Below are 12,995 nucleotides of genomic sequence, written 5' to 3' on the forward strand. Positions count from 1 at the left end.
CGACGCGCTGGGTGCCGGTGAGCCGCAAGTCGACATAGCGGCTGTCGCCCCACTGCGGGAACTGCGCGTCGAGCGGGATCGGCGTCGCCGAAACGCGCCAGCCGAGCGGCTCGAACAGCTTGTGCACGACCTCCGGGCCACCCCGGGCGGACAGCGACGGCAGGTGGACCTCCAGGTCGAAGGCCTCGTCGACGAGTTCCGGACGCGCCGCGCACCGGCCCGCCAGCGCCGTCGTGAAGGCGGCCCGCAGCGCGACCGCGAGGTACGAGCCCCCGGCGTACGGCCGGTCGTTGACGTACTGGGTCAGCGTCGTCCCGCCGCCGCGGACGAGCCCGACGGGGTCGATCTCGACGAACAACGCGGCGGTGCAGCGGTCCGGCGCCGCCTCCGGGTAGAAGACGTGCGCGGTACCGGCGGACAGCGCGACCGACTGCGCCTTCTCCGGGTGCTTGTGCAGGAGAAAGCCCAGGTCGGTGGCCGGGTTCCGGGTCGTGGTGATGGTCAGCAGCACCGGCACAGTGTGGCCGAGGAGCCGGTGACCGCGCGCCCGGTTTTCCCCGGTGCCACCCTGGACACATGAACCGCCTCGCGCACGCGACCAGCCCGTACCTGCTCCAGCACGCGGACAACCCGGTCGACTGGTGGCCGTGGGGCCCCGACGCGCTCGCCGAGGCGAAGCGGCGGAACGTGCCCATCCTGCTTTCGGTCGGGTACGCCGCCTGCCACTGGTGCCACGTCATGGCGCACGAGTCGTTCGAGGACGCCGGGACCGCGGCCCTGATGAACGCCGACTTCGTCAACATCAAGGTCGACCGCGAGGAGCGGCCCGACATCGACGCGGTGTACATGGCCGCCACCCAGGCGATGACCGGCCAGGGCGGCTGGCCGATGACCTGCTTCCTCACCCCGGACGGCGAGCCGTTCCACTGCGGCACCTACTACCCGCCGTCGCCGCGGCCGGGGATGCCGTCGTTCCGGCAGTTGCTGGCCGCCGTCACCGAGGCGTGGCGGGAACGACCGGACGAGCTCCTCGACGGCGCCAAGCAGATCGTCGCCCACCTCGCCGAGCAGACCGGGCCGCTCAAGGAGTCCGTTGTGGACGAAGCGGTGCTCGCCGGCGCGGTCGGCAAGCTGCAGCAGGAGGCGGACAGCGTCAACGGCGGGTTCGGCCGCGCGCCGAAGTTCCCGCCGTCGATGGTCCTGGAGTTCCTGCTGCGCCACCACGAGCGCACGGGCTCCGCGGTGGCACTGTCTCTTGTGGACACCACGGCCGAGGCGATGGCTCGCGGCGGCCTGTACGACCAGCTGGCCGGCGGCTTCGCGCGCTATTCCGTCGACGCCGAGTGGATCGTGCCGCACTTCGAGAAGATGTTGTACGACAACGCGTTGCTCCTGCGGTTTTACGCGCACCTCTGGCGGCGCACCGGCTCGGCGACGGCGCTGCGGGTCACCACCGGAACGGCGGAGTTCCTCTTCGAGAGCTTGCGGACGCCCGAAGGTGGCTTCGCGTCTTCGCTGGACGCGGACACCGAGGGCGTCGAAGGACTGACGTACGTCTGGACTCCTGCGCAGCTTCGCGAGGTGGTCGGCGACGACTCCGCCGCCGAGCTGTTCGGCGTCACCGAGGAGGGCACGTTCGAGGAGGGCGCCTCGACGTTGCGCCTGTTCGGCGACCTGCCGGAGGCGCTGCGCGGCAAGCTGCTGGAGGTGCGGGCCAAGCGGCCGCAGCCGGGCCGGGACGACAAGGTGATCGCGTCCTGGAACGGCCTGGCGATCACGGCGCTGGCCGAGGCGGGGGTCGCCCTGGATCGTCCACAGTGGATCGAATGGGCCACGGCCGCGGCGGAGTTGCTGCTGCGGGTGCACGTCGTCGACGGACGGCTGCGGCGCAGCTCGCGCGACGGCGTCGTCGGCGAATCCGCCGGGGTGCTGGAGGACTACGCCTGCGTCGCGGACGGTTTCCTGGCGCTGCACCAGGCGACCGGCGAGGCGAAGTGGCTCACCGAAGCGACCGGGTTGCTCGACCTGGCACTGGCGCACTTCGCGTCCCCGGACGTGCCCGGCGCGTACTTCGACACGGCCGACGACGCCGAGACGCTGGTCCAGCGCCCGGCCGACCCGGGCGACAACGCGAGCCCGTCGGGGGCGTCCGCGCTGGCCGGGGCGCTGCTGACGGCGTCCGCGCTCGCCGGGCACGCCGACTCGGGCCGGTACCGGGAGGCGGCCGAGCAGGCGCTGCGCCGGGCCGGGGTGCTGGCCGGGCGGGTGCCGCGGTTCGCCGGCCACTGGCTGTCGGTGGCCGAGGCGCTGCAGGCCGGCCCGGTGCAGGTCGCGGTGGTGGGATTGGACGCCGGGTTGCGGCTGGCCGCGGCCCGGGGGGTGCACGGCGGCGGCATCGTGCTGGCGGGCGAGCCGGACGCGCCGGGCGTGCCGCTGCTGGCCGACCGCCCGCTGGTGGCCGGCGCCCCGGCGGCGTACGTCTGCCGGGGGTACGTCTGCGACCGCCCGGTCACCTCCGCGGAGGAGCTGACCGCCCAGCTCTGATCGCCCTGGGTGAACGCAGTGTCTGTGTCCTGGATTTCGGCGTAACTTCGGTAGCGATGTAATCATGTAATCCGGAGGTGCGACATGGGACGCGGATGGCGCGGAAGCCGAGGCTGGCAGCAGGCGGAGGTCCCGCCGGCGGACGACGCGGCGGCGTGGTTCGGCGGCCGCCTGCCCGACGGCTGGTTTACGGGCGCACCGGAGGTCACGGTCGACCGCGAAGAGATCATCGTGGTCGGCGAGCTCCCGGCGCTGACGGAGGAGTACCCGGACGACGCGGCCCGCGCGGCGGCCGAGGAGGGCCGGATCAGCCGGTACCGCGAGGAGACGCGCGACGAGCGCATCGAGATCGCCCGCCAGGCGGAGCACCGCTACCAGCGCAAGGTGGCGTGGGGCGCACGGCTGGGCGGCACGACGGCGCTGTTCACGACGCATTCGGCCCCGGTGATGACGCGCCTGCGCCAGCCGGAACGGCTGGTCCTGGACACCCTGGTCGACGCCGGAGTGGCCCGGTCGCGCTCGGACGCGCTGGCCTGGGCGGTGCGCTTGGTCGGCCAGCACGCGGACAGCTGGCTGGGCGAGCTGCGCGAGGCGATGACCAAGGTCGACGACCTGCGCGCGAAGGGCCCGGACCTGGGCTGAGCACTCCCACGGGCTGCGGACTCCGGCACCCCGCCTCGAGCGAGAGCCGGGCCCGGCCGGAGCCGCGGGGTGCCGCCCCCCTCGGTGGCACCCCGCGGCCCGGCCGGCCTAGTGCGCGATCAGCGCGTACCCGGCACCCTGCCTCGAGCGAGAGCCGGGCCCGGCCGGAGCCGCGGGGTGCCGCCCCCTCGGTGGCACCCCGCGGCCCGGTCTGGTCCGTGATCAACGCGGGCTCCGGCACCCCGGTCCGCGACCAGCGTGTGCGGGTTGCCGCCCGCTTCGCGGGCCTGGACCTGAACCCCCTTTCCCGCCTAGAGTTCGTCGTGCCCGCGGTCCGTGCCGCGGTTCCGCCGTCGCACCAGGTCTTTCCCGAAAAGGAAGTGTCCATGGACGGCAGGTTCACCCGGCGGCAGCTGATCAAGGGCGGGCTCGCGGTGGCGGCGGTGCCGCTGCTCCCGGCCGTCGCCTCGGCCGCGCCCCGCGTCGACGTACCGGCGCTGCCGTGGCCGGCGGCGAACGACATCGTCGCGAACACGACGGTTCCCGTGTTCCCGGACCGCAGTTTCCCGATCACCGGTTACGGCGCGAAGAACGACGGCAAAACCGACAACACCGCGGCCATCGCGAAGGCGATCGACGCTTGCGCCGCGGCCGGCGGCGGCCACGTGATCGTGCCCGGCGGTGGCAGTTTCCTCACGGGTGCCGTCCACCTCAAGAGCAACGTCGACCTGCACCTGGAAAAGGGCGCGGTCCTGAAGTTCGGCGGCGACGCCGCGAAGTACCCGAACGTCCTGACGCGCTACGAAGGCATCGAGTGCGTCAACCGTTCGCCGATGGTTTACGCCTACGGGCAGAAGAACATCGGCCTCACCGGCAGCGGCACGCTCGACGCCGCGGCGACGTCGTCGTGGAACAAGGGCAGCGACCGCGCGTACCTGGAATCGCTGGTGGCCAAGGGAATCGCGCCGGAGAAGCGGGTGGTGCCGGGCTCGGGCCACACCATGCGCTCGGCGTTCGTCGAGCCGTACGCCTGCGAGAACGTGCTGATCCAGGGCATCACCCTGAAGAACTCCATGTTCTGGCAGTTGCACCCGACGCTGTGCCGCAACGTCACGGTCGACGGCGTCAGCACCGACCCCAGCACCGCGCACAGCAACACCGACGGCTGCGACCCGGAGTCGTGCGACCACGTCGTCATCGCGAACTGCACGCTCGGCGCGCACGACGACAACATCGCCATCAAGGCCGGCCGTGACGCCGACGGGCGCCGGGTGAACGTCCCGTGCCAGAACCTCGTCGTGGTGAACTGCGTGATGAACGGCAACTGGGGCGCGATCACCTGCGGCAGCGAGCAGACCGGCGGGATCCGCAACGTCTACGCCTACCAGCTCACCGTGAAGGGTGACACGAAGTTCGCGCTGTACGTGAAGTCCAACACGCTGCGTGGCGGATTCTCGGAAAACATCAACCTCGACAGTGTTTCCGGCACCTTCGCGCGGAACTTCGTGTTCGTGACGTCCACGTACAACAGCCAGACCGGCAGCTACGTCCCGTCGTTCGGGCCGTTCACGATCAGCAACTGTTCGAGCACGAAGATCGCGGGCAAGACGTTCGACGTCAGCGGGCTTTCGAACGCCCACGTGCACGGGTTCGCCGTGGCGAACTCCACGTTTAAGGGCGTGGCCGATCCGTCGAACACGCTGAAATACGTGGACAACGCCCACTTCACGAACGTGACGGTGAACGGCAAGCCGATCTGAACCTGCGGGATCGGCGGCGCTGCGGCAGGCTTACTACCAACGAGTAGGAAGCCTGCCGTTCGTCCTTTCCGGAGGTAGCCGTGGACGTCCCCGAAGTGCCCTCGAAGGTGGATCCGGACGCACTGACCGCCGTCCTCGACGGTCGCTGGGCCGAGCTGCGCCGCGGGGTGCGGGCGCAGATGGCCGGCGCCGAATTCCGGGACCCGGTGGACCTCGGCATCGAGGCGCACCGCGCCCAGGTGCTCGACCAGCTGCGCGCGCTCGCCGCGACCGACCGGCCCGGCCTGGGCTTCGACCCGGCGTACGGCGGCGGTGGCGACGTCGGCGGCTCGGTGACGTCGTTCGAGCTGCTCGGCTACGGCGACCTGTCGCTGATGGTGAAGGCCGGCGTCCAGTGGGGCCTGTTCGGTGGTGCCGTCCAGCTGCTCGGCACCGAGCGCCACCACGAGCGGTACCTGCGCGCGATCATGGACCTCGACGTCCTGGGCTGCTTCGCGATGACCGAGCACGGCCACGGTTCCGACGTCCAGCACCTGCGCACCACGGCGACCTTCGTGGACGGCGGGTTCGTGATCGACACGCCGGATGCCATGGCGCGCAAGGAATACATCGGCAACGCGGCCCGCGACGGCCGGCTGGCGGTGGTCTTCGCGCAGCTGGTGACCGGCGGCGAATCCCGGGGCGTGCACGCGTTCCTCGTCCCGATCCGCGACGAAGACGGCGCGCCGATGCCGGGCGTGTCCATCGAGGACTGCGGACCGAAGGCCGGGCTCAACGGTGTCGACAACGGACGGCTGGCGTTCGACAGCGTCCGGGTGCCGCGCGAAGCCCTGCTGAACCGCTTCGGTGACGTCGCCGAGGACGGGACGTACTCGAGCCCGATCGAGAGCGACAGCCGCCGGTTCTTCACGATGCTGGGCACGCTGATCCGCGGCCGGGTCAGCGTCGGCGGCAGCGCGGGGAGCGCGACCAAGCGCGCGCTGGCCCTGGCCATCCGCTACGGCGAGCACCGGCACCAGTTCCGGAAGCCGGACGGCGACGAGGTCGTCATCCTCGACTACCTCGGGCACCAGCGGAAACTGCTGCCGGCGCTGGCGAAGACGTACGCGCTACACTTCGCACAGGAAGAGCTGGTCTCGAAGCTGCACGACATCGACGCGTCGGCGCCGGAGGAGGAGCAGCGGGAGCTGGAGTCGCGCGCCGCCGGACTGAAGGCCCTCAACACGTGGCACGCGACGGCGACGATCCAGGCCGCGCGCGAGGCCTGCGGCGGCGCGGGCTACCTGGCGGAGAACATCCTGCCGGGCCTGAAGGCCGACACCGACGTCTTCACGACGTTCGAAGGCGACAACACGGTGCTGCTGCAGCTGGTCGCGAAGGGCCTGCTGACCAGCTACAAGCAGGATTTCGAGGACCTGTCGCCGCTGGCGACGGCCCGGTTCGTCACCGACCAGGTGGTCAGCGCGATCCTGGAGCGGACCTCGGTGCGCAAGGCGCTCGAGTCGCTCACCGAAGGGTCCGACTCGGACGTGTTCTTCCGCCGCGAGTGGCAGCTGCGACTGTTCGAGGACCGCGAAGAGCACGTCGTCGAAGGAGTGGCGAAGCGCCTCCGCAAAGCGGCATCCGACCCGTTCGGCGTGTTCAATTCGGCGCAGGACCACGTGCTGCGGGCGGGCCGCGTCCACGTCGAGCGCCTGGTCCTGGAGGCGTTCGCGGCGGCCATCGAGCGCTGCGACGACCCGGACGCCCGGTCGCTGCTGGAGCGCGTCTGCGACCTGTACGCGTTGTCGGCGATCGAAGAGGACCTGGCGTGGTTCCTGGGCCACGGCCGCCTGACGGCGTCGCGCGGGAAGGCCGTCACGTCGGCGGTCAACCGGCTGTGCTCGGAGCTGCGCCCGCACGCGCGCACGCTGGTGGACGCGTTCGCGATCCCGGAGCAGTTCCTCGCGGCGCCGATGCTGACGTCCTGACGTGGTGGTGCCCGGACGGGTGGCCGGTATCGGGGACCGGCCACCCGCCCGGGAGCCTCAGGACCGCCGGTGCTTGCGGTCGTCGTCGGTGACCTCGAACTGCTCCTTGCGGACCTTGCCGGACACGGTCTGCTCGTCGGTGACCGTCTCGGTCCGCAGGCGCGCCCGCTCGACCGGCACGGTTTCCTTGCGGACCACCGGTTTCTCGGCGTGCAGGACGACGTCCTGCTCCGCCTCGGCGATCTCCGCCGTGCCGTCGCCGCGGGTGATCGGCTCGCGTTCGACGCGCACCTCTTCGTGCCGCACCGGCACCGTGACCTGCTGCTCTTCGGTGACGACGTACTTGCGCAGCCGCACGTGCCCGGTCTCGACCTGCTCGGTGCCGACGTTCAGCCGTTCCTCGGAGCGCGTCATGGCCCGGTCGTCGCGCTTGCCGCCCATGGCCGCCTTGCCGCGGCCCGTCCGCCCGTCCGGCGACGTGCGCGGCACCGGCAGGCCGTAGTGCTGGTAGAGCTGCGTGCTCTCCTCGGGCGAAAGGTGTCCGTCGGCGTCGATGCGGGGCGCGTCGGACACGCTGTCCTTGTCGACCTGGACGTGGACGCCGTCCCGGTCGGTGTGTGCCCCGGAGAGCGGCACGAAGCTTTCCTTGGTGCCGAACAGGCCGGTCTTGACGGTGATCCACTCGGGCTGGTGCGTCGCGTCGGCGAGGTAGACGTTGCCGACCTTCCCGAGCTTGTTGCCGTCCGGGTCGACGACGGCGCTGTCGATGAGTTCTTCGGGCTGCATGGTCTCGGCCATCGCGGTCGTGCTCCTTCGGCGCGTGGGATGTCTTGGTGAAACCCACCGTCGGCCGCGCCGGGGAGCGCGGCAACCGTCGTGGTGTTCCCGTGGGTGACCCCTGAACGTGATCGTTTGAAGCGGCTCCCGCGGGCCAGGAAGGGCGACATCCGCAGGTCGGGCGCGGTGCCGCCGGAGTGACCGGCCGCCGCGGCGTGGCCGCGAAGGTGTGGACCTGAATTCGGCGTGACCGGCGTCACTCCCGCCGTTGTCACAACGTCGTCGCCCGGGTCGTCAAGGGGGTGAAGCAGACGATGGAAGGGGAACGACCATGGAAGCTCGGATCAACATGTTCGAGAACGAGATCACCGCCAAGTTCGTCAAGCGCCTGATCGCGGCGTCCCGCCCGGTCGAGGAATCGTCGCTCCCGAAGGCGACGCAGGAACTGGTGAAGATCCGCGCGAGCCAGATCAACGGCTGCGGGATGTGCCTCGACATGCACACGAAGGACGCGGCGGCGGCCGGCGAGACGGCGGTCCGCCTGGCGATGGTGGCGGCGTGGCGCGAAGCGGTGGTGTTCACCGAGGCGGAGCGCGCGGCACTGGCGCTGACGGAGGAGGGCACCCGCCTGGCGGACACGCACACCGGCGTCAGCGACGAGACGTGGGCCGCGGTGCGCAAGCACTTCGACGACGAGCAGATCGGCGCGCTGATGGCGCTGGTGGCGACGATCAACGCGTGGAACCGCCTGAACGTCATCGCCCGCAACCCGGCGGGGGAGTACCAGCCGGGCATGTTCGGCTGAGACTGTCCCAAGAGGGCACTTCACCTGCCGTGAGGCGTGGAACCAGCTTCGATGGTGACGACCTCACGGGGGTGGAACCCCTGACCGTGGCACAGATTCGCCGACGCCGCCCGGCGTAAGTTGTTCGAGTGCCGGGACGGGTGATGTTGTCCAAACCATCGGGTGATGTCGATAAAGGACCGCGGCGGAATACCCGATGATTTTATCATGATGAAAAAGACGCTCTTCGCAGCCGCAGTCATCGGTGGCGCCATGCTCGCTGTTGCCGCGCCGGCTTCCGCCGGTGAGGGTCACCACCCGGGCGGCGGCGGCATCAGCATCGGCGACAACCTGTGCGCGGCTCCGTGGCAGTGGAACGGTCCCATCGAGGCGCTGCACGCGGGCCACGCCCCGTCGTACGCGGCGTGCAACAACAACTCCACCGGTGGCGGTCACGGTGGCATCAGCATCCTCAACAACGCGTGCCTGCTGCCCTGGCAGTGGAACGGCCCGCTCGAGCTGCTGACGGTCGACCACAACCCGTCGTACGTCGCCTGCAACGGCAACTCCGCGGGCTGACAAGGAAAGACGAGTCCGCGGCCGGTTGATTGAGTGTGCATCAACCAACCACGGCTCATCGTTCGACGAAGCGCGGCCACTCGCACGAGTGGCCGCGCTTTTCGTGTTTCGGCATCGCGGCAAGGGGAACCCCCAGGTGGATCGGACGACTCGGGGGTGGTTCGCATGTTCAGCCGCAGGGCGAAACTCGACGAACTCGCCGAAGACCAGCACCCCGACGCATTCCCGTCGGAGGCGGCGAGACGGCGAAACATCAAGTTCGACCGCTGGTCAGGTCGCCACCGGGTATTGATCACGACGGCAACGGCAACACTGGCGGCAATAGCGGCGTACTTCGCATGGCGCCGCACCACGGACGGCGCGGTCGGCTGGCTGGTGCTCTATGAGCTGCTGTTCGTAACGGCCTTCGCGGTCGGTTGCTGGCACGTGTCAACGAAGGCGAAGAAGCGGTACGACCAGGGCTGACGAGGGCTGAAGCCACACCCCACCCTGCATCCCGATACGAAGCCAAGAACGCGGCCGGTGGTGCCGGGTCAAGACACGCTTTCCCGTCTTGACGCGGTACCACCGGCCGTAGTCACAATCAGGGCTTCGGGATGCAGCAATACAACCTAGGCGTACATCGCCAGCCAGATCGCGATGTAATGCGAAACGGCAGCCAGCACCGTGCAAGCGTGGAAGAACTCGTGGTACCCAAAGGTCTCAGGCCAGTGATTGGGCCACTTCACGGCATAGAACACCGCACCCAGCGTGTAGAACAACCCGCCCACGCACAGCAGCACGAGCGCACCGATCCCGGCATGCGAAGCGAGCTCCGGGAAGACGAAAACCGCAACCCACCCGAGAGCGATGTAGATCGGCACCCCGAGCCACCGAGGAGCGTGCGGCCACAACATCTTCAACGCCACGCCCGCGATCGCCCCGCCCCACACGATCGACAGGATCACGTAGCCGGTCGGCTTCGACATCGCCAGCAGCGTGAACGGCGTATAAGTCCCGGCGATGAACAAGAAGATCATCGAGTGGTCCGCGCGCTTCATCCACTTGTACGCGCGCGGGCTCCAAAACTTGCGGTGGTACAGCGCGCTCACGCCGAACAAGCCGAGCACCGTCAACCCGTACACCGACGTCGCCAAGGCCGCGACCGGGGACACAGTGGACGCCGCCAGGCTGATCAGGGTGGCTGCCGCCGCCAGGGCGCCGAAGAACGTCCAGAAGTGGATGTGCCCGCGCAGCCGGGGGCGGAGGCCCACTACGGGCTCGGGTGGTTCCGTCGTCAGGCTCACTCCTCCAGGTTACGGCAGCGTAGGTTCTCCAGCAGTGCTCAAGTCACACGCCTCACACCGGGTGCGTACGCTGACTCGACGTGAGTGTTCGCTCCTTCTTGTCCGACGTCGTGTACAGCGCCTACGGCAGGCGCCTCATCCAGCAGGCCGCCGGGCGGCATCCCCGGCACATCGCCATCATGCTCGACGGCAACCGCCGGTGGGCCCGTGAAGCGGGCTTCACGGACGTTTCGGACGGGCACCGCGCCGGGGCCAAGAAGATCGCGGACTTCCTCAGCTGGTGCCAGGAGGCCGACGTCGAGGTCGTCACCATGTGGCTGCTCTCCACCGACAACCTCAACCGCGACCCGGACGAGCTCACCCCGCTGCTGAAGATCATCACCGACGTCACCGACGAGCTCGCCGGGCCCGGGACGCCGTGGCGGCTGCGGATCGTCGGTGCGCTCGACCTGCTCCCCGCCGATGTCGCGAAGCGGCTCAGCGAGGCCGCCGCCCGGACCGAGGGGCGGAGCGGGATGGAGGTCAACATCGCGGTCGGCTACGGCGGGCGGCAGGAAATCGCCGACGCCGTGCGCAAGCTGCTGCTCCAGCACGCCGACGAGGGAACGTCCATTCACGAGCTGGCGAAGATCCTCGACGTCGACCACATCTCCGAGCACCTCTACACCTCGGGCCAGCCGGACCCGGACCTCATCATCCGCACCTCGGGCGAGCAACGGCTTTCCGGCTTCCTGCTGTGGCAGTCCGCGCACTCGGAGTTCTGGTTCACCGAGGCGTACTGGCCCGCCTTCCGCCGGGTCGACTTCCTCCGTGCCATCCGCGACTACGCCTGGCGGCACCGCCGGTTCGGCTCCTGAAGCACCGGAACGCCGCAGGTCAAGAGCCCTCACGCGCACTCAGGGTTGATTTCGGACGACCGACGGTGAGGTGACGATCTGGCGAATCACCGTGTTGGCTCCCTGCGCGACGCCGGATTCGTGGGTACCTTCCGAGGTGAGGGCACGCGTTCCGTGCGGGTCCTCGCGGGAGGCCCTGGTCGTGGCGGTGATCGAGGGGGCGGCTCAGCCGCCCACGAGACGCTCGAGGGGGCCGGCACCCGGCCCTCGTGGCCGCGCCACCTGACCAACCGGTCAGGAGGAGTGGTCCAGCCAGGGAGGTGCCCGGCCCAGCGAGTGCGGGCGTGAGGTGCACACGCCCTCGAGGGAGATGCCGTCGTGACTGCGCAGCGTTTGCCCCGTAAGGCCTCTGGCCACTCTTCGACCGGTGCCGTTCCCGGCCCGGAGAAAGCGCCCGTATCCCAGCAGCACATGTACGTGCTCGACACGTCGGTCCTCCTTTCGGACCCGTGGGCGGTCACCCGCTTCGCCGAGCATGCCGTCGTGCTTCCGCTGGTCGTCATCAGTGAACTGGAGGCGAAGCGCCACCACCCGGAGCTCGGCTGGTTCGCCCGGGAATCCCTGCGCATGCTCGACGACCTGCGCCGGCAGTACGGCAGGCTCGACGCGCCGCTCCCCATCGGGGACCACGGCGGCACGCTGCAGGTGGAGCTGAACCACTCGGACCCGTCGGTGCTCCCGTCCGGGTTCCGGACCGACTCCAACGACCACCGCATCCTCGCCTGCGCCCTCAACCTGGCAGCCGAGTACGCGCAGGTCACGCTGGTGACGAAGGACATCCCGCTGCGGGTCAAGGCCGGGGCCGTCGGTCTCGAGGCGGACGAGTACCGCGCGCAGGAAGTGACGCCGTCCGGCTGGACCGGCATGGCGGACGTGGACGTCGAGCAGGACGTGCTCGACACGCTGTTCGGCGGCAGCACCGTCGACCCGGTCGAATACGGCATGGACGAGCTCGCCGAGCTGCCCTGCCACACCGGGCTGCGGCTGCTCGCGGGCAGCTCCAGCGCGCTCGGGCGGATCACGGCGGACAAGCGCATCCGGCTGGTCCGGGGCGACCGCGAGGCGTTCGGCCTGCACGGCCGCAGCGCCGAGCAGCGCGTCGCGCTCGACCTGCTGCTCGACTCCGACGTCGGGATCGTGTCGCTGGGCGGCCGGGCCGGCACCGGCAAGTCGGCGCTCGCCCTCTGCGCCGGCCTCGAGGCGGTGATGGAACGCCGCCAGCACCGCAAGGTCGTGGTGTTCCGGCCGGTCTACGCGGTCGGCGGCCAGGACCTCGGCTACCTGCCCGGGTCCGAGAGCGAGAAGATGCAGCCGTGGGCGCAGGCGGTGTTCGACACCCTCGGCGCGCTGGTCAGCCAGGACGTCCTCGACGAGGTCTTCGACCGCGGCATGCTCGAGGTGCTCCCGCTGACGCACATCCGCGGCCGGTCGCTGCACGACACGTTCGTGATCGTCGACGAGGCGCAGTCGCTGGAGCGCAACGTCCTGCTCACGGTGCTCTCGCGGCTCGGCACGGCGTCGCGGGTGGTGCTCACGCACGACGTCGCCCAGCGTGACAACCTGCGCGTCGGACGGCACGACGGCGTCTCGGCGGTGATCGAGAAGCTGAAGGGCCACCCGCTGTTCGCGCACGTCACGCTGACGCGCTCGGAGCGGTCGCCGATCGCCGCCCTGGTCACCGAGATGCTGGAGGACCACGGCTGACGGGCCCCGGGGGCGGCGTTCGCGCCGCCCCCGGCAAACCCTTTCCGCCGTTG

Annotated in this window: 11 protein-coding genes and 1 pseudogene; 9 read left to right on the forward strand and 3 right to left on the reverse strand. The window is 70.1% G+C overall.

The annotated features are described in order from the left end of the window. Positions 1-511, reverse strand: a pseudogene (locus CCN39_RS13990) (3' terminal RNA ribose 2'-O-methyltransferase Hen1); the annotation flags it as partial. A gap of 65 nt (positions 512-576) precedes the next feature. Between CCN39_RS13990 and CCN39_RS13995 the strand changes: the two are divergent. The 4 genes from CCN39_RS13995 (at position 577) to CCN39_RS14010 (ending at position 6,916) form a co-directional block, all read left to right on the forward strand. Continuing rightward, positions 577-2,544 carry a thioredoxin domain-containing protein gene (locus CCN39_RS13995; RefSeq protein WP_086842096.1) on the forward strand — a complete coding sequence of 656 codons (1,968 nt, stop codon included), beginning with the start codon at positions 577-579 and terminating at the stop codon, positions 2,542-2,544. 84 nt (positions 2,545-2,628) lie between these two features. Next, on the forward strand, positions 2,629-3,186 hold the full coding sequence (gene abmR / locus CCN39_RS14000) for an ATP-binding transcription factor AbmR (RefSeq protein ID WP_086842098.1): 558 nt from the start codon (positions 2,629-2,631) through the stop codon (positions 3,184-3,186). A gap of 386 nt (positions 3,187-3,572) precedes the next feature. Next, entirely contained in the window at positions 3,573-4,946 is a 1,374-nt protein-coding gene (locus CCN39_RS14005; RefSeq protein WP_086842151.1) for a glycosyl hydrolase family 28 protein, read from the forward strand. A gap of 80 nt (positions 4,947-5,026) precedes the next feature. Continuing rightward, entirely contained in the window at positions 5,027-6,916 is a 1,890-nt protein-coding gene (locus CCN39_RS14010) for an acyl-CoA dehydrogenase family protein (RefSeq protein WP_086842100.1), read from the forward strand. 57 nt (positions 6,917-6,973) lie between these two features. Here the strand turns inward: CCN39_RS14010 and CCN39_RS14015 are convergent, their stop codons facing one another. Further along, positions 6,974-7,714, reverse strand: coding sequence for a DUF2382 domain-containing protein (locus CCN39_RS14015; RefSeq protein ID WP_086842102.1), 741 nt, complete (start codon positions 7,712-7,714; stop codon positions 6,974-6,976). 310 nt (positions 7,715-8,024) lie between these two features. Here CCN39_RS14015 and CCN39_RS14020 point away from each other — a divergent pair, with 310 nt between their 5' ends. The 3 genes from CCN39_RS14020 to CCN39_RS14030 all read left to right on the forward strand — a co-directional run bounded on the left by CCN39_RS14020 (position 8,025) and on the right by CCN39_RS14030 (position 9,521). Beyond that, positions 8,025-8,498 (forward strand): carboxymuconolactone decarboxylase family protein, encoded by a 474-nt coding sequence (locus CCN39_RS14020; RefSeq protein ID WP_086842104.1) that lies wholly within the window; start codon positions 8,025-8,027, stop codon positions 8,496-8,498. Positions 8,499-8,705: 207 nt separating this feature from the next. Continuing rightward, on the forward strand, positions 8,706-9,056 hold the full coding sequence (locus CCN39_RS14025) for a hypothetical protein (RefSeq protein ID WP_086842106.1): 351 nt from the start codon (positions 8,706-8,708) through the stop codon (positions 9,054-9,056). A gap of 165 nt (positions 9,057-9,221) precedes the next feature. Further along, a complete protein-coding gene (locus CCN39_RS14030) occupies positions 9,222-9,521 on the forward strand; it encodes a hypothetical protein (RefSeq protein WP_143264035.1) in 300 nt (99 codons plus the stop codon). Positions 9,522-9,667: 146 nt separating this feature from the next. Here the strand turns inward: CCN39_RS14030 and trhA are convergent, their stop codons facing one another. Beyond that, on the reverse strand, positions 9,668-10,309 hold the full coding sequence (gene trhA / locus CCN39_RS14035; protein ID WP_086842110.1) for a PAQR family membrane homeostasis protein TrhA: 642 nt from the start codon (positions 10,307-10,309) through the stop codon (positions 9,668-9,670). Positions 10,310-10,422: 113 nt separating this feature from the next. On the opposite strand from trhA, the gene CCN39_RS14040 reads away from it, so the two are divergent. After that, a complete protein-coding gene (locus CCN39_RS14040) occupies positions 10,423-11,199 on the forward strand; it encodes an isoprenyl transferase (RefSeq protein WP_167455073.1) in 777 nt (258 codons plus the stop codon). 450 nt (positions 11,200-11,649) lie between these two features. Further along, positions 11,650-12,942 carry an RNA 5'-3' helicase PhoH2 gene (gene phoH2, locus CCN39_RS14045; RefSeq protein ID WP_086842114.1) on the forward strand — a complete coding sequence of 431 codons (1,293 nt, stop codon included), beginning with the start codon at positions 11,650-11,652 and terminating at the stop codon, positions 12,940-12,942. Positions 12,943-12,995: the final 53 nt, after the last annotated feature.

The sequence above is a fragment of the Amycolatopsis kentuckyensis genome, assembly GCF_002155975.1.
Classification (GTDB): domain Bacteria; phylum Actinomycetota; class Actinomycetes; order Mycobacteriales; family Pseudonocardiaceae; genus Amycolatopsis; species Amycolatopsis kentuckyensis.